Annotated in this window: 20 protein-coding genes; 19 read left to right on the top strand and 1 reads right to left on the bottom strand. The window is 41.9% G+C overall.

Going from position 1 to position 17,980, the window contains the following annotated elements; genetic code table 11:
* The first annotated feature begins 500 nt into the window (after nt 1-500).
* The 18 genes from CTER_RS11570 (at nt 501) to CTER_RS11490 (ending at nt 15,827) form a co-directional block, all read left to right on the top strand.
* Complete coding sequence (locus CTER_RS11570; protein ID WP_004625518.1) at nt 501-1,016, top strand: LiaF transmembrane domain-containing protein; 516 nt, start codon at nt 501-503, stop codon at nt 1,014-1,016.
* A gap of 96 nt (nt 1,017-1,112) precedes the next feature.
* Nucleotides 1,113-1,319 carry a hypothetical protein gene (locus tag CTER_RS11565; protein ID WP_004625630.1) on the top strand — a complete coding sequence of 69 codons (207 nt, stop codon included), beginning with the start codon at nt 1,113-1,115 and terminating at the stop codon, nt 1,317-1,319.
* A 101-nt stretch (nt 1,320-1,420) separates the two neighbouring features.
* Nucleotides 1,421-1,579, top strand: a complete 159-nt coding sequence (gene rd, locus CTER_RS27605) for a rubredoxin (RefSeq protein ID WP_004625534.1) — start codon at nt 1,421-1,423, stop codon at nt 1,577-1,579.
* A gap of 132 nt (nt 1,580-1,711) precedes the next feature.
* Entirely contained in the window at nt 1,712-2,428 is a 717-nt protein-coding gene (locus CTER_RS11560) for a gamma-glutamyl-gamma-aminobutyrate hydrolase family protein (RefSeq protein ID WP_004625634.1), read from the top strand.
* Nucleotides 2,429-2,467: 39 nt separating this feature from the next.
* The gene (locus CTER_RS11555; RefSeq protein ID WP_004625488.1) at nt 2,468-3,319 is read left to right on the top strand and encodes a mechanosensitive ion channel family protein; all 852 of its coding nucleotides are present in this window, start codon (nt 2,468-2,470) and stop codon (nt 3,317-3,319) included.
* Between the two features lie 21 nt (nt 3,320-3,340).
* Nucleotides 3,341-3,553: a DUF951 domain-containing protein gene (locus tag CTER_RS11550; protein WP_004625598.1), complete on the top strand. Its 213-nt coding sequence runs from the start codon at nt 3,341-3,343 to the stop codon at nt 3,551-3,553.
* A 137-nt stretch (nt 3,554-3,690) separates the two neighbouring features.
* Complete coding sequence (locus CTER_RS11545) at nt 3,691-3,984, top strand: hypothetical protein (protein WP_004625660.1); 294 nt, start codon at nt 3,691-3,693, stop codon at nt 3,982-3,984.
* Between the two features lie 228 nt (nt 3,985-4,212).
* Nucleotides 4,213-4,917: a Crp/Fnr family transcriptional regulator gene (locus CTER_RS11540; RefSeq protein ID WP_004625538.1), complete on the top strand. Its 705-nt coding sequence runs from the start codon at nt 4,213-4,215 to the stop codon at nt 4,915-4,917.
* 34 nt (nt 4,918-4,951) lie between these two features.
* Entirely contained in the window at nt 4,952-6,775 is a 1,824-nt protein-coding gene (locus tag CTER_RS26980) for a cache domain-containing sensor histidine kinase (protein ID WP_004625655.1), read from the top strand.
* Nucleotides 6,756-8,345, top strand: coding sequence for a response regulator transcription factor (locus CTER_RS11530; protein WP_004625542.1), 1,590 nt, complete (start codon nt 6,756-6,758; stop codon nt 8,343-8,345). Before CTER_RS26980 ends, CTER_RS11530 begins: the two co-directional genes overlap by 20 nt.
* A gap of 198 nt (nt 8,346-8,543) precedes the next feature.
* Nucleotides 8,544-9,431 (top strand): carbohydrate ABC transporter permease, encoded by an 888-nt coding sequence (locus tag CTER_RS11525; protein WP_004625649.1) that lies wholly within the window; start codon nt 8,544-8,546, stop codon nt 9,429-9,431.
* On the top strand, nt 9,431-10,264 hold the full coding sequence (locus CTER_RS11520; RefSeq protein WP_004625530.1) for a carbohydrate ABC transporter permease: 834 nt from the start codon (nt 9,431-9,433) through the stop codon (nt 10,262-10,264). The genes CTER_RS11525 and CTER_RS11520 overlap by 1 nt, the downstream gene beginning before the upstream one ends.
* A gap of 48 nt (nt 10,265-10,312) precedes the next feature.
* Complete coding sequence (locus CTER_RS11515; RefSeq protein ID WP_004625648.1) at nt 10,313-11,632, top strand: ABC transporter substrate-binding protein; 1,320 nt, start codon at nt 10,313-10,315, stop codon at nt 11,630-11,632.
* Between the two features lie 207 nt (nt 11,633-11,839).
* The gene (locus tag CTER_RS11510; protein ID WP_004625575.1) at nt 11,840-13,069 is read left to right on the top strand and encodes an FprA family A-type flavoprotein; all 1,230 of its coding nucleotides are present in this window, start codon (nt 11,840-11,842) and stop codon (nt 13,067-13,069) included.
* Between the two features lie 45 nt (nt 13,070-13,114).
* Nucleotides 13,115-13,813, top strand: a complete 699-nt coding sequence (gene ric, locus CTER_RS11505) for an iron-sulfur cluster repair di-iron protein (RefSeq protein ID WP_004625611.1) — start codon at nt 13,115-13,117, stop codon at nt 13,811-13,813.
* A gap of 19 nt (nt 13,814-13,832) precedes the next feature.
* Nucleotides 13,833-14,060 (top strand): DUF1858 domain-containing protein, encoded by a 228-nt coding sequence (locus CTER_RS11500; RefSeq protein WP_004625495.1) that lies wholly within the window; start codon nt 13,833-13,835, stop codon nt 14,058-14,060.
* Nucleotides 14,061-14,071: 11 nt separating this feature from the next.
* Complete coding sequence (locus CTER_RS11495; RefSeq protein ID WP_004625591.1) at nt 14,072-15,304, top strand: DUF438 domain-containing protein; 1,233 nt, start codon at nt 14,072-14,074, stop codon at nt 15,302-15,304.
* 106 nt (nt 15,305-15,410) lie between these two features.
* Nucleotides 15,411-15,827 (top strand): hemerythrin domain-containing protein, encoded by a 417-nt coding sequence (locus CTER_RS11490; RefSeq protein WP_004625493.1) that lies wholly within the window; start codon nt 15,411-15,413, stop codon nt 15,825-15,827.
* A gap of 88 nt (nt 15,828-15,915) precedes the next feature.
* On the opposite strand, the gene CTER_RS28305 is transcribed toward CTER_RS11490, so the two are convergent.
* Complete coding sequence (locus CTER_RS28305) at nt 15,916-16,068, bottom strand: hypothetical protein (RefSeq protein WP_004625577.1); 153 nt, start codon at nt 16,066-16,068, stop codon at nt 15,916-15,918.
* A gap of 291 nt (nt 16,069-16,359) precedes the next feature.
* Between CTER_RS28305 and CTER_RS11485 the strand changes: the two genes are divergently transcribed.
* On the top strand, nt 16,360-17,958 hold the full coding sequence (locus CTER_RS11485) for a catalase (RefSeq protein ID WP_004625499.1): 1,599 nt from the start codon (nt 16,360-16,362) through the stop codon (nt 17,956-17,958).
* Nucleotides 17,959-17,980 lie beyond the last annotated feature (22 nt).

The following is a 17,980-nucleotide window of genomic DNA, read 5'->3' as shown; positions in this document are numbered from 1 at the left end:
CAAAATAAATTCATAAAACATGTTAAATAAACCAATACGATCAATTAAATAAAGGTACGCGAGCACAATTAAATCAATGGATGACTCGGTTAAAAGTGCTTGCGGAAATTGTGGGCGAAACATAAGTATATCAGGCGGCAAAGTGACAGGACGTCACTTTGAGCATCAACCGAGACAGGATGTCGAGTGTTGTGCGACGCCTGAAATACTTATGTGAGCCATACTATTTCCAGCAAGCACTTTGTGAGCATCCATTGATTTTATTCGTGCGGGAGTACCTTAAAAATAAAATGTATTAATTGTATTATTTGATCAATTGTTTTATGAATTTATGGTGAACTTTCAGACTTTTCTTTTTATTAATCTTATAATATAGTATAAAACAGTTGCACTTTAAATTATAATAGAGCCTCCGGCGGGTCATACATTTCGCAAAGGCCGATAGGGTATCCCGGAGCGTATTTGGATTACTGTAGTGTTAATAATAAGAGGAGGATTTTATGAATAATAGGCGAAATGGCACCATGATAGTCGGGTTGATATTAATACTGATCGGTATTGCTTATTTGTTGAACAACTTTGGAATTTTTGAGATTTACTTTGATATTTTTGATGTTGGTTTCCTGTTCTCAACCTTCTGGCCAATGTTTTTAATAATACCGGGATTGATATTTCATTATTCCTTTTTTACCGCGAAAACTTCTGATGCGGGTTTACTGGTTCCGGGAGGAATTTTGCTGGTAATGGGTCTGACCTGTCAGATATCGATGATATTCAATGCATGGGCTTACATGTGGCCGGGCTTCATACTGGCAGTGGCAGTTGGTTTGTTTGAACTGTATATATTCGGGACCAAGGAAAAGGGTCTTCTGATACCTGTATTCATTCTTGGAGGCTTGTCACTCATATTCTTTGCAATATCTCTGGGAAGGATAACCATATTAAGATTGTATCTCATTCCTGCCATATTGATCCTGGGCGGTTTGCTGATAGTAGTAAGAAACCGCAGAAATTAAAATTTCAGATAAGTGCCCCTTTACCGCCTGGTGCATATAATAATATTAGTCATTAACTCGAATTCCATGGGGATGGAGTAAATAAAGGTGTATTATATGAGTAGATATGATGATATCATAACCAGGTTGGAAAAACTGGAAAGCTATGTTTACAATGAAATTGAGCAGCTGATCTATGAAAATTTTAAAAGCAATGGCGGGACCGAGGCGGAGAATAGCGGTCTTATCAGGTACAAACCGTCAAAACATCAAAAAGCATATAAGATAGATAGAAATTTTAAAAAAAGATGTTATACGAGATAAAAGTTGGGAATATATATTATTAACTATGGAAGCCTTGTGAATAATGGGGATTCCGTAGTTAATTATTTTGTAATATACTAATTACAAGGAGTGGATAAACGATGGATAAATACGTATGTACAGTTTGTGGTTATGTTTATGATCCTGAAGAGGGGGATCCTGACAGCGGAATAGCACCGGGCACTGCTTTTGAAGATATTCCGGATGATTGGGCATGTCCTTTGTGCGGAGTAGATAAGAGTATGTTTGAAAAGCAATAAAACTGAACACCAAGTTACTGAAGACGGTTTTCCAGAGCGCATGCGCATAGGAGAGCCGTTTTTTAAATATTTTTGAAAAAGATGTCTATAAAACAAGACATTGTTAAATTTATTTAAAGGGGTGATTTCTGGATGTATAGAGGAAAGCCTGTTATCGGAATTACAGCCGCTTTCGATTTTGAGAAAAGCACAAGTAATTTAAGGGATGACTATTATGAGGCAATAATTCAATGCGGTGCCGTTCCTGTCTTAATTCCTGTAACTGAGGTAAAAAGTGTCTGGGTGGAATACCTTGACATATGTGATGGAATAGTATTATCAGGAGGGCCTGATATTGATGCAGTGTATTTCGGACAGAACAATATGCCTTATGCCGGAGAAATATCCCCAGTCAGGGACGAAATGGAGATTTTTCTTGCAAAACAGGCTATGGCTGTGGATAAACCCATACTGGGCATATGCAGGGGAATACAGGTGCTGAATATCGCCGCAGGCGGAAGTATTTTTCAGGACATTTATGCGGAGAATAATCCTGAGAACAAGCTTATACAGCACAGCCAGCCGGCTCCCAGATGGTTTCAGATACACAGTGTGAATATTATGGAAAATACCTGTCTCTTTAGCATATATGGAAAAGAGATGCTTAGGGTAAATTCCTTCCATCACCAGGCTGTAAATGAGACAGCTCCGGGTTTTACCATAAATGCTTATTCGGAGGACGGAATAATAGAGGCCATCAGTAATGAAAATAAAAAATTTGTTCTGGGGGTTCAATGGCATCCCGAAAATATGTGGCGTAAGGATAAAAAACACTTAAAGCTGTTTGAAAGGCTTGTTGCAGTGTGCTAAAATAAATTAAAAACTAATGGACGGACGAGATAAGACAATATGAACGAATTTTCGATACTGACAAAGATAGACAATTATTTGAAGGATTTTCTCGGAGGGTTTCACGACCCTGTTTTCAAGGTTGGAAAAATTATATTGATAATTGTTTTTTCCATTTTAATTGCCAAAGCAGGGAAGATCATAATCCGGAAGTTTTTTGAAAAACAGAAAAACCTTAAGTTCAAAATGAGCGACAAAAAGCTGGACACCATGTCTACTTTGATTGCCAGTGTCTTTAAATATGTTGTGTATATATGGGCCATATTGATGATTTTGTCCGATGTCCTGAATCTGAAATCGGTGCTGGCGGCTGCCGGCGTTGGCGGCGTAGCCATTGGTCTCGGAGCCCAAAGCCTTATAAAGGATACAATATCCGGATTTTTTATATTGCTGGAAGACCAGTTTGCAGTGGGGGATCTCATAACTGTGGATACCATGACGGGAACGGTTGAAAATATGGAATTGCGTGTCACAAGGCTTAAGAGCTTTGACGGCGATACCTATATTATTCCTAACGGTGAAATCAAGAGGGTCACCAACCATACCAGAGATAACAAGATGGTTATAGTTGATATCCCTGTTGCCTATTCCTCCAGCATGGAAAAGGTGTATGAAATAGCACACGGCGTATGTGAAGAGGTAAAGGCGGAATTTGCGGTATTCACCGAGCCCCCTTCAGTTATGGGTATAACCGAGCTGGGAAAGCAGAGCATCAATCTGAGGATCATAGCCCGCACATACCCCAATGAACAATGGGCGGTGGAGCGGAGGATCAGATGGAAAATCAAAGAGGCTTTTGAAAAAACAGGTCTGGAGTTTTATGACAGGACTGTGGTTACAAAAGAGGATTAAATATGGCTCATGGAGGTTAATATGGCGGATAAATTTGCAGTTGGAGATATTGTTGAGATGAAAAAGCCGCATCCCTGCGGAAGCAAGCAGTGGGAAGTGATCAGAACAGGTGCCGATTTCAGGATAAAATGTACGGGCTGTTCACATCAGGTGATGCTTGCCAGAACAAAGTTTGAAAAGGGAGTCAAAAAGATCATTAAATCAAATGATTCCCAGGAACCTGAGAATTCATAAACAGTTTAGTATATGTACAGATGGTGATGTATAGGAAATACAAATGTGGTAACACTTAGTAATAGTACATCGGGCGAGGAAGATAAGACCAATGATTCTTATGGGAATGCCGGTGAAAATATTACCAGGAGGCTAAAATGGGAGAAGTGCAAAATACCACACCATCGGAAAAATTTGAAGCTGTAATAAAAGAATATCTTCATCAGGGAAAAGAAAAGCTTGAAAATGATCTGGCAGGTACAAGGGAGGCAATAAAGCTAATAGCCAGGGACAAAACCAAAAACTTCATGAGGACTATGGATTTGGGCTTAAGCGAAGAGGAAAGAAATTGTCTCAGTTCCCTTATAATCACAAGCATGTACCAATCCTTCTGTTATGGTTATGGCATCGGGAAAATAGAAGGAGATACAAAGCAAAAGGTCTGTCTGTAAAAATATAAGCTAGAAAATATAAGTCAAATAAATAAGCTTGATAAAATTTATTAAAAATGAACTGTTGTACGGAGTCCGGCTCCTGATAACAGTTTATTTTATTTTTTGCATATGAAAGTTAATATATTTTTTGTGTTAAGTAATTTTATTGGTGGTATAATTGGGCTATATCAACTCTGATCAATTCTGTTCCTGGTATTTCAAAAAGGTGTATAAAGGAGGGGTCGCATGGGTTTTACCGGTTGTTCCTGTGAAAATTGCCATAACAAAATGTGTTCCAAAAGGGTGCCTATATTCTCAGCCTTTAATGAGGACGAGCTAAGCAGGGTATCCGGTTTGATAATACGAAGACAGTATAAAAAAGGTGAACTCATAATACTTGAGGGGGCGTGTCCCGAGAGCCTGATCATTATAAACTCCGGACGTGTCAAAGCATACAGAAATACAATTGAAGGCAGAGAGCACATACTATACATTTTTTCGGAAGGGGATTTCTTCGGAGAAAAAAATCTGCTGCTGGACCACGAAGCGACTTATAATGCCGAAGCTCTTGAAGATACAGGTATTTGCACCATTAACAAAAAAGCCTTTCAGGAGCTGATGAGAGAGTATCCCGAGCTGAGCTTCAAGGTCATGGAAGAGCTTTGCAGCCGCCTGGCCAGGCTTGAAAATACAATTGAAAGTATGGGCACAAAGAATGTAGAGCTCCGGGTAAATTCCGTGCTTGTGGAGTTCAGTGAGAAATATGGCAGTCAGCATCCAAGGGGAATACTGGTTGAGCTGCCCATGAGCCGTGAGGGTATAGCAAACTATATCGGTCTCACCCGTGAGACGGTAAGCCGGAAAATGAGCCTGCTGCAGGAGGAAGGCATCATTGAGATGGTAGGTAATAAGAAAGTGATTATTCTGGATATGGAACGACTGTCTCTTTGAAATTAAGCCAAATTCTACAAAAGGAGAGTAAACAGTGTTTAAGAATCCTTTCGGAAAATTTTCCAATCAGATCATTCTTGTTTTTTCCACAACCACCATATTGATAGTGATAGCCGCAATTCTATTATTTTACATAAGCACTGCCAAAATAATCCGTACAGAAATCATAAATTCGAACGAAAAGGTTCTGGAAACCGTAAATAAGAATTTTGATGACTATATGGGAACTATAAAGGACTTTACCCTGAGTATAAGATTTGATAACAGGATCATGGATATTTTAAACACCAACAGGGTTGAATATGGGGATGATGTCTATATCAATGCTTTTATAAGAACCATGTATTATTCCAGAAATGATATTTACAGTGTAGAACTGCTGGTACCCGGCATAAAGAAGTCCTATTCCATATCCAGAAGAACAATATGGGAAGACAGGGATGTTCCGAACAATAATATTTTAACCCAGGATCTTGAAAACGTGACTGAAACCGATTGGTTCAAAGCCACTGTCAATAATAAAAGCTACCTGTATATAAAACCGGAAGTAGTATTTTTAAACGGCAGGGCTGTGTATCCCAACGATAAGCTTTTTACCATTTACAGGACTATAATAAATGTCTATAATAAGGAACCGCTGGCGGTTATAGCAATTACCTGCAACACTTCCGGAATGAAAAAGATCATAAGTGACTTTTCCATAGAAGACAGTGAGATGCTCAGTGTATATGACAATACCGGCAGAATATTCTTTGTCAGCAGCGATTATCTGATCAAGTCCGAGGTCCTTGAAATAATATCGGATTATAACGGAAACACCGGAGAAAAAAATGACAACCGAACTGTTTTGGGCAACCGGCTCTTGGTAGAAAGTAAAAAGGATAATTGGAAAATGGTCAAGCTGATATCCCTGGAGACCATGGACAAAAAACTCGGGCAAACCAGAAACCTGTTCATACTGGTGATTTGTATAGCATCCTTTATTTCGGTCATGTTCATTTTCTTTATCACAAAACCCTTGACCGCATCACTTAAAAAACTTATGAAGCAGATGACCCGGGCGGGAAGGGGAGACTTTAAAACAAGGGTTGAAATTAAGGGAAGCTATGAAGTGGTGGCGCTTGCCGACAAATATAACTCTATGATCGGTGAAATAAATGAGCTGATTGAAGAAAATTATTTGGCTGAAATAAAAGAAAAAAATGCTCAGTTAAAGGCGCTGGAAAGTCAAATAAATCCTCATTTCCTGTATAATTCACTTCAGGCAATATCAGCCAGGGCCATAGCCGGCGAACAGAAGGACATATGCAGAATGACAGAGGCTCTTGCCTTTAATATGCGGTATGCCTTCAAACAGGAGGGAATGGTAACTGTCGGGATGGAAATGAAGCATATAAAGAACTATCTGCTGCTTCAGGAAGCGAGATTTGAAGACCGCTTGAAGGTTGACATCAATATTTCGGAAGAGGCTTATAATATAACCATTCCCAAGATATCCATTTATACTCTTGTGGAAAATTCCGCTGAACACGGTTTGGAAAACACAATCAATCAGGTGGTAATAAAAATAAATGTACATATTTCAGAAAATTTTCTTGTTGCAGCAGTATGGGATAACGGGCAGGGAATCACACCTGAAAGACTTGAGGAAATAAGAGGCTGGTTTGCAAACAGGCAAATGGCTTTTGAGGATAACGGGAACATCGGCCTCCGCAATTTAAACGGAAGAATCAAGCTGTTGTATGGAGAAAAAGCCTGTCTTACCATAGACAGTATACAGGATGCAGGTACTACGGCAACAATGTATTTACCTTTGAAGCAGGAAGAGGAGGAACCGGATGAACCCCAGTTTGGATGAAACAAAAAGCAGCACACACTTGTACAAGGCTCTGATAATTGACGATGAACGTCCTGCAAGACAGGCTGTTTCTGCCCTCGGCAAATGGGCCGAGCTGGGCATAGACTTCCCGCTTGAGGCAGCAGAGGGCAAAACCGGCCTGGAAATCATGAAGAGCCATAAACCGGATATCGTACTGGTGGATATGAGAATGCCGGTGATGGGAGGTCTGGAGTTTATTAAAGCTGCCTCGGCGGAATTTCCCAATTCCAAATATGTCATAATCAGCGGCTACAGTGATTTTGAATATGCCAGAACGGCTATAAAGTATAACGTGGCAGACTATTTGCTCAAGCCTGTAATTGAAGAGGAACTGGATAATGTCCTGAGACAGGTTGTACAGGGTCTGGACAGCGAACGCCTTTCGCTGCAGTACAATCCTGTGGCTCATATAGCAAGGATGCTTTCAGCCGATCCTGAATCCTCCCGCTGCGGTAGTATATACTACGGTATTGCAGCGATCTATCTGGTGAACCAATTCCGGGAGGAGAAGGAAAAGAAGTTCGATTTTTCTCATAAGGCCTCTGAAATATCCCGGCTGGTTTTAAAATGCTGGGATGACAGGAGCAGCTGTTTGCCCACAGCTGAAAATGACAGGCAGCTTCTGCTGGCAGTGAAGGTTCCGGCTGCAGCCGGGGACAGGGTGCCTTCAGAGGATAAGCTCAGAGCAGATGCGGCCCAACAGGTGGAAAAGCTGGTGGAAGCTCTGAGAACTGACTATGGTGTATATACAATAGCTTCTGTCGGAAGCTTCCATCCAAAAATAGAAGCTGTTTTTGAATCTTATAGGGCAGCCATGGAGCTTCTGAATAATATTAACCTGCTGGATAACAGCAGGAGTGTTTTTACTGCCGCACACACCAATGATATGCCTAAATGGCTTTCGGTACTGGGAAAAAAAGAACTTTTTACCCGTGCTTTCGACCAGAAAAATCTGAAATCTGCCCGGGATATTGTGGAGCAGTATTTCAGCAGTATAAAAAAGCACGGCTATGTGAGCAGGGAGGATTTGATAAGAATTACTCTTGAATTTATGACTGTTTTCCGTGAGATTGCGGTAGAAAAAGGCGTGATGGAAGTAAAGCGGATAATACCGCAGGCAGGTGACAGAAATATATTCTCCGGGTGTTTTAAGACAGAGGACTTCGGAGGTTTTATCCATAGTGTATTCAAGGCTTTGGTCGAAAGTACTTCAAACCCGCAGACCTGTTCGATACATAATATTATTATTGAAATAAAGGAATATATAGACAACAATTACTCCGAGGAAATAAGTCTGACTACCTTTTCCTCCAGATATCACATGACAAGAGAGTATCTGTCAAAGCAATTCAAGGAACAGTTTGGCCTGGGCATTTATGAATATGTATTGAAGCTCAGGATGACAATTGCGGCAAAATATCTTGAGGATTTAAATATCAAAGTACAGGAGGTAGCTCAACGGGTAGGATATGCCGATAACAATTATTTCAGCCGGGCCTTTAAAACCTTTTACGGTGTTTCACCCAAGGAATACCGGAGCAGAAACTGATAGCCCACATAGTCCTGTCCAGCATTGATACAAGCATAAAATTGTACATATTACACAATTGCCGCTTATGTTAACGCTGGTTTTTTGTTCACATTTTTCCATAAAAACTAAACTGATTAGTCCATTCTTTACATTGATGTTTGTATATATAATTAAAACAGTTTTATATTACTTTTTGCTTGCGTTATGGAGGCCGGTATGAAATCAATCGGACAAAGGAAAACAAACAAATTGGAAATTGTTCTGTTTATATTGCCCTGCCTTATACTCGTGGGAGTTATATTTTATACTCCCTTTATCCTGAGCATGTTCTACTCACTGACACAGTGGAACGGTATAGCCAAGGAACCCGTTTTCATAGGGTTGAGGAATTTTATCAGGTTATTTACCGGGGATTCCGGTTTTGTCAGCTCAATAATTTTTACCTCAAAATATGCTTTTTTCTATATCATATCCAGCAATGTGATTGCCCTGGCCCTCGCCGTACTGCTGGTCAAGAAGCTTTTAACCGCAAACATCCTCAGAGCGGTATTTTTTGTACCATACATCATGAGCATGATAATTGTAGGGTTTATATGGAGATTTATATTTTCCCAGGGCTTTAATTCACTGTCGGCAATCACAGGCTGGGGAATATTTGATATGAGCTGGCTGGGGGATCCCGGACTGGCATTTGTATCGGTAGTCATGGTGGCAGTATGGCAGTCTTTGGGTTTTTATATGGTTATTTATATTGCCGGACTGCAGGCATTGCCCGAAGATGTCCTTGAGGCGGCAGTTGTGGACGGTGCCAGCGCTCCAAGGAAATTCTTCAGTATTACTCTGCCGCTTCTGGGGCCGTCAATTACTACATGTCTTTTTTTGTCCCTTACAAATTCAATCAAGGTTTTCGATATAATACTTGCTTTAACTGCAGGCGGTCCGGGCGGATCGACCTACAGCGTAACCTATGACATATACCGTGAAGCTTTCCAGAACAACAATTACGGGTACGGTGCGGCGAAATCTCTGGTATTGTTCATTATAGTTGCGGGGATTACGGTTATCATCATGAAGGGCTTCAGAAGCAGGGAGGTTGAGCTGTAATGAAGAAAAATACACTGCCGGGACGGATCGTTCCCGAAATATTGCTGTCAGCCTTTGGCCTGCTGTTTATGTATCCCGTCATTTTGATGGTTATAAATTCAATAAAGCCTTTCAGGGAAGTTGTCATGGATGTGATAGCATTGCCGGGGAAAATCGAGTACCAGAACTATTTATATGTTATAAAATATATAAACTACCCCAGGCTGTTTTTGAACAATTTTTTAATCACAGCACTGGGCATAGGAGGCATAGTACTTTTTTCATCAATGGCGGGTTACATGCTTTCAAGGCATAAAAACGGATTTACAAAGTTCGCATATCTGTTCTGCATTGTCCCCATGCTTATACCGTTTCAGACCATTATGATTACACTTTTAAAGGTCTCAAAGACACTTGGTCTGTCGGAGAGCATACCGGGTCTGGGAATTCAGTACTGGGGATTTGGAATTCCCATGGCTGTCTTTATCTATTCCGGTTTTGTGGGCACAATTCCACGGGAGATTGACGAAAGTGCGCTTATTGACGGAGCCTCTACAGTCGGTACATTTTTTAAAATCATATTCCCGTTATTGAGATCAATAACAGCAACAGTTATTGCCCTTGATGTAATGTGGATTTGGAACGACTTTCTTTTGCCCCTGCTCATGGTCAACGGATCAGTCAAAACCAAGACACTGACGCTTGCAGCCTACACCTTTGTGGGACAGTATAACACTCAGTGGCATTATACCATGACGGCGATGGTCCTGGCTGTTTTTCCGTCCATATTGTTCTTCATATTCATGCAGAAATACATCATCAAAGGTGTTGTCAGCGGTGCAGTTAAAGGCTAGAACCTGTATTCAGGTCTAAATAAAAAATTTTTGGAGGAGAGAAGAGTAATGAAAAAGCGAATTTTATGTTTAGCCATGTCTCTTTTAATGACTGTCAGCATATTTGCCGGCTGCGGTAAAGCCGGGGAACAGGCACAGGCTTCCGGAGGATCGAAAGCGTCCGGGACAGCAGTACAATCCTCAGCACAGGATAATAACGCTGAGCCTGTCACAATAAAGCTGTTTGTCAACAGTCCGGAATATGCAGATGCCATGAATGCATATATTGCAGAGTACAAAAGCGTCAAGCCCAACGTCACAATAAATCTAGAAACAATTCAATCGGATTACCCCACAATGCTTAAAGCAAAAATAAATTCAGGCGATATGCCCGACGTATTTGCCTCGACGGCCGGCGGTGAGATCAAGGCATATGCGGAATATTCGGCCGACCTGACCGATCAGCCTCTGGCAAAAGCCATGACTGATGAAGTACGCGCCAATATGTCCTATGATGGCAGGGTATACGGCTTCCCCATCAAAGCAAATACTTTCGGCATGATTTATAACAAGGAGATATTTGAAAAGAACGGGATCACAGTACCCAGGACTTTAACGGAACTTTCAGCAGCATGTGAAAAGCTTAAAGCGGCAGGTGTTCAGCCTTTCACAACCGGCTACAAGGAATGGTGGGTATTCAAGCATGCCTTTATGCACTTCTTTGATGCCGCGCAGCCGAACGATGTGGGCGGGCTGGTCAACAAATTTATAGCAGGCGAAGCTAAATTTAAAGATTACCCGGCTATTAACGATAATTTCTTCAAATTTGTTGATATATCTGTGCAATACGGCGATGCAAAGCCGCTGGAAACCGATCTCAGTGCCGAAATAGCCGCATTTGCCACAGGAAAGGCAGCTATGATAGTCGGACAGGGACCCTGGGTAGAAGCTGACATAGTGAAAATCAATCCCGATATCAAAATAGGCTTTACAGGATATCCGACCTCCGAGGATCCAAAGGATGCCTTTCTGACAGCAGGAGCCGACCAGGCAACAAGAATTTACAAGGATTCCAAGGTGCTTCAGGATGTGCTTGATCTTTATAACTGGCTGTTTACTTCGGATTACGGCAAAAAGTGGTTCTCAGAGGTGGCAAAGGTTATTCCTCCCATAAAGGAGGCACCAATGCCTGATATGCAGATTACAAATGAATTAAAGACGTATCTGGCTTCAAACAAGGCAGGAGATCTGTACATAAACTATTCACTTGACAGTTTCCATCAGAAGTTTGGTGAGATTATGCAGGGATACATAGCTAAAACATACACGAAGGATAAGGCTATCCAGGAAATTGAAACCGTATGGCCGCAGCTTGGGGCTGCAAAATAACAGATATAAAAGGTTTTTATACAGGGAGTACAGTAAAATGAAGGGAATTCATTTTACTGTACTCCCTTATTACTTCTTTTAAAATTTTTTGGAATTATGATTCCAGTCACAGTTTTATTTCCAATCCTGTTGTATCCTTAACACATCAAAGGAAAACCAGATCAAATAAACAATATAATAAATATAAATGCAGGAGGTATTGAAATTATGAGTGTACAAATAAATGATAAAGTATACTGGGTCGGAAAGGTTGACGACAGAAAAGTCCCTTTTCACAGGCTCATACTTGAAAGTGGAACGACCTATAACAGCTATCTGCTCATGACAGATAAGCCCACGGTAATCGATACGGTGGACATAGCCTTCGGCAGGGAATATGTGGATAACCTGATAAAACTGATAAATCCAGAGGCCATAGAGTATATAGTGATAAATCATGTAGAGCCTGATCATGCAGGTGCATTGCCGGCACTTGCAGCAAAAGCGAAAAAGGCAAAAATCGTGACTACGGATCTTGGCAGCCAGCTGCTCAACGATATGTTCAGACTGCACCATAGGGAGTTTGTAATTGTCAGGGATGGAGACAGCCTTGACATAGGAGGCAGGACCCTGAAATTCTTTGAAACACCTTACCTTCATACTGAGGAGACAATGATCACCTATTCTGAGGAAGATAAGACACTGTTTCCCTGTGACATTTTCAGCACCCATATCGCTGCCGGAGAATTATTCAATGACCTGGCCCAGGGTGAGTATCTGGAGGACTTCAAGGTTTATTACAAACTGATTATGGCACCCCACAGACCATATGTAAGAGATATGCTGGATAAGATAAGTACTCTTGAGATAGAGATGATTGCCCCTTCCCATGGGTATATCCTCCGTGAAAATGCTGCTTCATTTATTAAGCTTTATGATGATATGAGCAAGGACTCCGGGAATAATAAGACAAAGAAAGTGGCCGTTGTATATTCCACAATGACCGGAAACACCGCAAAGGTAGCCCAAAGATTGGTAAAGGGGCTTGAAGATAACGGAATAGCAACCTCGGTTTTCAATCTGAAAAGCGCTGATATAAAGGAAGTAACCGAGGTAATTAAAGAATCCGACGGGCTTCTGGCAGGCAGTTCCACAAAGTATGCCGATATGGTGGGATGTATTGAGGAGCTGTTGAAGGAATTAAAGGGAATCCCTTCTGCCGGGGGTAAATTCGCTGCCGCATTCGGATCGTACGGCTGGAGCGGCGAAGCCATTATGCATATTGAGAATTATCTTGCAGAGGCAGGCTTCAAGGTTGTAAATCAGAATTACCTTGTAGGGACAATCGGAGTTGATGAACAGTTATTCCCCTTAAGAGTGAAGTTTGACAGGGAAGAGGGCATGGAAACCGCAGAAAAGGCCGGAAGCGTTTTTGCGGAACTGGTAAATTCAAATTAAGTAAATCCGGCGAAAAATAAAATGTGATTGAAAAGGAGGAGACAAATGCTGACAAGTATTAATACATCTCAAAGCATAGGTGAAATTGTTGCAGTACTTCCCAAAGCAAGTGAAATTTTCAGAAAGTATAATATTGATTTCTGCTGCGGAGGAAACAGGCCTCTGGCCGCAGCAATACAGGAGCAGCAGCTGGACGAAGCCGAAGTGCTGCAAAAGCTTGAAGAGGCCAGTTTTGAAACAAGGGAACTGACCAAAAGGGTAAATTTCCGTGAAATGAAATCTGATGAGCTTATCGGATATATTGTGGCTACCCATCATGCTTACTTGCAGAAGGCATTGCCTGAAACCGGAGAACTGACCGCAAAGATACTGAGAGCGCACGGGTCCAATCACCGGGAGCTGTTCAGGGTTCATAAGCTGTTTAACGGACTCAGGACTGAACTGGAGCAGCACCTTATCAAAGAGGAGGAACTGTTGTTTCCTCTCATAAATAAGTACGAAGCAGGTCCTTCCGACAAACTTGCCGGGGAAATAAACAGGGTTATGAAGGAAACCGAGGGGGAGCATGAGGGTGCGGGAGATATTCTAAAGGAACTGAGAAAAATAACTGCGGATTACTCAGTTCCGGAAGACGGCTGCAGAACCTTTGAAAAGGCCTATTCAATGCTCCAGGAGCTGGAAGGCGACCTGTTCCAGCACATTCACCTTGAAAACAATATTTTGTTCAAGAGATATGAATTATGAAAGGGAGGTTACTTGAAATATGGAAAAAGTTATAGACCTGAATAAGTCTGTACATGACCTGTGCAAGGAAAATCCGGAAGTGATAGAGGTTCTCAGGGAGCTTGGTTTTGACCAGATAACCAACCCTGCCATGCTGAACACGGCAGGAAGATTTATGACAATTCCCAAAGGTGCTGTTATGAAAGGCATAGATTTGGGAAGAATTAAGAGGGAATTGGAAAACAAAGGATTCAGTATTAAGGAGTAGGAGGTTTTTTTATGAGTGAGTTCATAAATAATCGTGAATACAGGCAAAAGGTTTTAAAGGAAATAATTATGGAGCTTCACCACGGCAAATCTGTTGATGAGGTCAAGGCCAGATTTGAAGAACTTATAAAGGGGATTTCTCCAACAGAGATATCCGAAATGGAACAGGCGCTCATAATGGAGGGAATGCCCGTTCAGGAGATCCAAAACCTGTGCGACGTGCATGCGGCGGTTTTTAAAGGTTCTATCGAAGAGATACACCGGCCTCAGAAGCCGGAGGAGATTCCGGGCCATCCGGTGCACATATTCAAGCTGGAGAACAGAAAGATTGAAACCCTGGTAAATGACAGGATCAAGAAACACATTGAGGAATATGGCAGCGCTGGCAGTGACGAAAGCATAAAGCTTCTGACCGGGGACTTTAAGAAGCTGTGGGAGATCGATAAACATTATTCCAGAAAGGAAAATCTTCTGTTCCCCTTCATGGAGAAGTATGGAATAACTGCTCCTCCAAAGGTTATGTGGGGAGTGGATGATGAAATAAGAGCTTCGGTAAAAGATATACTTAAGGCTTTGACACAGGACGGAAACAACAGGGATGAGATTGTTCAGAAAGCAGGAGAGGCTTGTAACAGGATCACGGAAATGATTTTTAAAGAGGAGAATATTCTTTTCCCGATGGTGCTTGACACACTGGCCGAGGACGAATGGCTGAAAATCCAGGAAGCCAGTTCCGAAATAGGCTACTGCATGGTAGAACCCAACTCAAAATGGCAGCCCGTCAAGGTAAATGTGGAGCAGAAAGCAAAAAGTGAAGGCGAACAGCCTGCACATGACGGGTATGTAAAGTTTGATGCAGGAATATTAATGCCGGAAGAAATCAATGCCATGCTCAACACCCTGCCTGTGGATATAACCTTTGTGGATAAGGATGGCTATGTAAAATATTTTACCCAGGGAAAAGATAGGATATTTGCAAGGCCCAAGACCATTATCGGAAGAGAGGTAAAAAACTGTCATCCACCTGCAAGCGTTCATATAGTGGAAGGTATCGTTGAAGATCTGAAATCCGGAAAGAAGGACAATGAGGACTTCTGGATCAAGATGGGAAGCAGATATGTATATATCAGGTATTTCGCAGTGAGGAATGAAAAGGGTGAATTCCTTGGAACTCTGGAATTTACACAGGATATCAAGCCGATACAGGAAATAACCGGAGAAAAGCGCCTTGTATCCGAGGGCTGATAATGAAAATTACTGAGATAAAAAATAAACTGTGACTTTACTCACAGTTTATTTTTTACTTCCAAGGTAAAATTATCATAAATTAATTAACAGGAGTGATATGGTTATGGTTAATATTGAATCTTTAAAAAGACAGCATGAAGAAATAGGCGAAATTATAAACAATATAAGGAATCTTGTTGCAGAAGGCCGGCTGGAGGCCAAAGCAAATGAGCTGGCAATAATGATTAACACCCTTGCCGGAAAGCTCAAGATCCACCTCAGCACTGAAGATAAATTCATGTATCCCGAACTGTTGAACAGTCAATCGGAAGAAGTCAGGAATACCGCAAGAGCCTATATTGATGAAATGGGCACTATCAGTGAAACTTTTATGGCATATAAGGAAAGGTTCAACACAAGATCAAAGATCAGTGCCAGCCCTGACTCCTTTGCAAGTGAATCTGACAGGGTGTTCAGCGTTATAGAAAAGAGAATAGACAGGGAAGAGTCCCACTACATAAAATTTTACCGGGATAAATAATTTCCGTTAAGGGGGATTTCTATTTTAAATAAAGAAAAGACATAACCCGGGAGGAAATGTCTTTTCTCTTTGCTTATTGCCTATTTGACTATATGAGACCTGCTTTTTTATTTCCTGTCTTAGCCTTTCCCTGTATCTCAGGAACCGGTCTGACATCATTCTTTTGAAAATGTTGTGAATGGTTGCTTTCTGTTCCATGAGGTTCTGAAGGGTCAGGCCTCCTCATTCCTTTTTTAGCCATGTTTTTCTCTCCTTGAATGCTTTGTAAGTATCGGAAGGTGATATTAAAACACCTCACAGTTATTTTTTTCAATTTGCAAGAAATATATTCTTTAGAAAATTTATGATTTTTTAATCCTGAAAAGAGAATTTATCGTCAGCTTGACAGTATCTGTGGCATGGTGAAGCCATGCCGGTTTGTAGAAAATTGAAGAATGCAGGTGTGATGGTATTATTTTTAAGGATTATGAATATATTGTATTTAGTATTTATATTATTATCATGCTTTTGGTATGATTTGGAGGGCTCATAAATGGATAACAATAACGGATGGTTTCAATTAGAGAAAGAGAATGCCAGACGCTCGTCCAGCAGACAAAACGAGCAGATTAAGCGCAATCAATCTCAATCGCCTTATCCGGGCGCTCATAAGAACGGGCAGCCGATGACTGCTGAGGAATCCCACCCAAGCGCAATGCCCGCAAAAACAGGGAGCTCGGATGTAGCCCCTTCGAATGCTTATATGATCAGTAAGCCGATGGCTGCCGGGACATACAGTCAAAACGTAACGCCGGCAGAAACAGTGGACTCGGATGTAGCCCATTCGCAGACAGTGGGTGTGCGGGGTCCTGTCCTTGTGCAGGACACCGCTCTGCATGAAACTCTGGAGACCTTTGTATTCTCCACCACGCTGGCGCGGCGCTTACATACAAAAGGATATGGTGCTTTCGGGTATTTTTACACAACTCACTCGATGCAGGAATATACCAAAGCCGGGTTTTTGCAAACGCCAGGTCAACAGGTGCCGGTGGCGGTGCGCTTCTCCCTGGCGTCAAGCAATCAGGGAACACCGGACACCTTAAGAAATGTTCGAGGGTTCAGCACCAGATTTTATACCGATGGGGGATTCTTCGATCTGCTCTGTAACCATCTCCCTGTTTTTTTTGTACGCGATGCCATTCGTGTGCCGGATGTCATCAGCCATCTTTCTCCCTCTCCGGTGAATAATCTGGCTGATCCGGATAGGTTTTGGAGTCTGTTTGCCAAATATCCCGAGACAACCAATATGCTTATATGGTTTTTTTCGGATTTGGGAACAGTCAAAAGCTTGCGACATATCCGGGGGTATAGTGTGAGCACCTATGTCTGGCGGAACGCGCAAGGAGTTCGGCGCTATGTAAAATACATCTGGATTCCCATGGCTGGACAAGAGTTCATTGATCGGCAGGAGGCCCAGCAACTGGCATGCAAAGACCCGAACATTGCAGGGAGCGACCTATATGACAGCATTGCACAAGGCAAGGCTGTCGAATACGAGCTGCGCGTACAACTGATGGATCCCGAAGATGCAAAGACACTTCCGTTTGATCCTTTGGACGATACCAAGTTGTGGGACGAAGCCCAATTTCCCTCTTTACCCGTAGGGCGGATGGTTTTAAACCGCAATCCGGACAATTATGCCGAGCAGGTTGAAAAATTGGCCCTTAATCCGGCAAATCTCCTTCCCGGGCTGGAATTCTCAGATGACAAGATATTGCAGGGACGCACATTTATTTATTCGGATGCACAGCGTCACCGGCTGGGTCCCGATTATCGTAATATCCCCGTCAACAAACAGCCCAACTGGTCTCCTGCATCTATGGTATCCAGTGGAAACGGCAGATATATCGATGGTGAAATTATGCGTGCCGAAATCCCGGATTCGGATGATTTTACACAAGCTACTCAGAAGTATGAATCCTTTTCATCAGCAGAGAAGAAGAGCTTTGTGGATAATATTGCGTCAGGACTTGTGGAAGCCCAGCCTAATACACAGCGCATAGTCTTACGGCATTTGGAACAGGTTTCTCCTGTACTTGCAGAGATGGTCAGAAATCAAATGCTATTATATGCCGATACAGGAGAAAGATAGACTCCATTTTTATCCGTTTGAG

This window comes from Ruminiclostridium cellobioparum subsp. termitidis CT1112 (genome assembly GCF_000350485.1).
In the GTDB taxonomy this organism is placed as follows: Bacteria; Bacillota; Clostridia; order Acetivibrionales; family DSM-1351; genus Ruminiclostridium; species Ruminiclostridium termitidis.
The sequence above is the reverse complement of the archived record's forward strand: the minus strand, read 5'-3'. Positions and strand labels throughout refer to the sequence as shown.

What these genes read in the sequence shown, in the direction of transcription:
- rd (WP_004625534.1), top strand. Translation starts at nt 1,421, where the DNA reads ATGGATAAATACGTATGTACAGTTTGTGGTTATGTTTATGATCCTGAA.
- CTER_RS11520 (WP_004625530.1), top strand. Translation starts at nt 9,431, where the DNA reads ATGAAGAAAAATACACTGCCGGGACGGATCGTTCCCGAAATATTGCTG.
- CTER_RS11530 (WP_004625542.1), top strand. Translation starts at nt 6,756, where the DNA reads ATGAACCCCAGTTTGGATGAAACAAAAAGCAGCACACACTTGTACAAG.
- CTER_RS11550 (WP_004625598.1), top strand. Translation starts at nt 3,341, where the DNA reads ATGGCGGATAAATTTGCAGTTGGAGATATTGTTGAGATGAAAAAGCCG.
- CTER_RS11515 (WP_004625648.1), top strand. Translation starts at nt 10,313, where the DNA reads ATGAAAAAGCGAATTTTATGTTTAGCCATGTCTCTTTTAATGACTGTC.
- CTER_RS11545 (WP_004625660.1), top strand. Translation starts at nt 3,691, where the DNA reads ATGGGAGAAGTGCAAAATACCACACCATCGGAAAAATTTGAAGCTGTA.
- CTER_RS11540 (WP_004625538.1), top strand. Translation starts at nt 4,213, where the DNA reads ATGGGTTTTACCGGTTGTTCCTGTGAAAATTGCCATAACAAAATGTGT.
- CTER_RS11500 (WP_004625495.1), top strand. Translation starts at nt 13,833, where the DNA reads ATGGAAAAAGTTATAGACCTGAATAAGTCTGTACATGACCTGTGCAAG.
- CTER_RS11525 (WP_004625649.1), top strand. Translation starts at nt 8,544, where the DNA reads ATGAAATCAATCGGACAAAGGAAAACAAACAAATTGGAAATTGTTCTG.
- CTER_RS11565 (WP_004625630.1), top strand. Translation starts at nt 1,113, where the DNA reads ATGAGTAGATATGATGATATCATAACCAGGTTGGAAAAACTGGAAAGC.
- CTER_RS11560 (WP_004625634.1), top strand. Translation starts at nt 1,712, where the DNA reads ATGTATAGAGGAAAGCCTGTTATCGGAATTACAGCCGCTTTCGATTTT.
- CTER_RS11485 (WP_004625499.1), top strand. Translation starts at nt 16,360, where the DNA reads ATGGATAACAATAACGGATGGTTTCAATTAGAGAAAGAGAATGCCAGA.
- CTER_RS28305 (WP_004625577.1), bottom strand. Translation starts at nt 16,068, where the DNA reads ATGGCTAAAAAAGGAATGAGGAGGCCTGACCCTTCAGAACCTCATGGA.
- ric (WP_004625611.1), top strand. Translation starts at nt 13,115, where the DNA reads ATGCTGACAAGTATTAATACATCTCAAAGCATAGGTGAAATTGTTGCA.
- CTER_RS11495 (WP_004625591.1), top strand. Translation starts at nt 14,072, where the DNA reads ATGAGTGAGTTCATAAATAATCGTGAATACAGGCAAAAGGTTTTAAAG.
- CTER_RS11490 (WP_004625493.1), top strand. Translation starts at nt 15,411, where the DNA reads ATGGTTAATATTGAATCTTTAAAAAGACAGCATGAAGAAATAGGCGAA.
- CTER_RS11555 (WP_004625488.1), top strand. Translation starts at nt 2,468, where the DNA reads ATGAACGAATTTTCGATACTGACAAAGATAGACAATTATTTGAAGGAT.
- CTER_RS11510 (WP_004625575.1), top strand. Translation starts at nt 11,840, where the DNA reads ATGAGTGTACAAATAAATGATAAAGTATACTGGGTCGGAAAGGTTGAC.
- CTER_RS11570 (WP_004625518.1), top strand. Translation starts at nt 501, where the DNA reads ATGAATAATAGGCGAAATGGCACCATGATAGTCGGGTTGATATTAATA.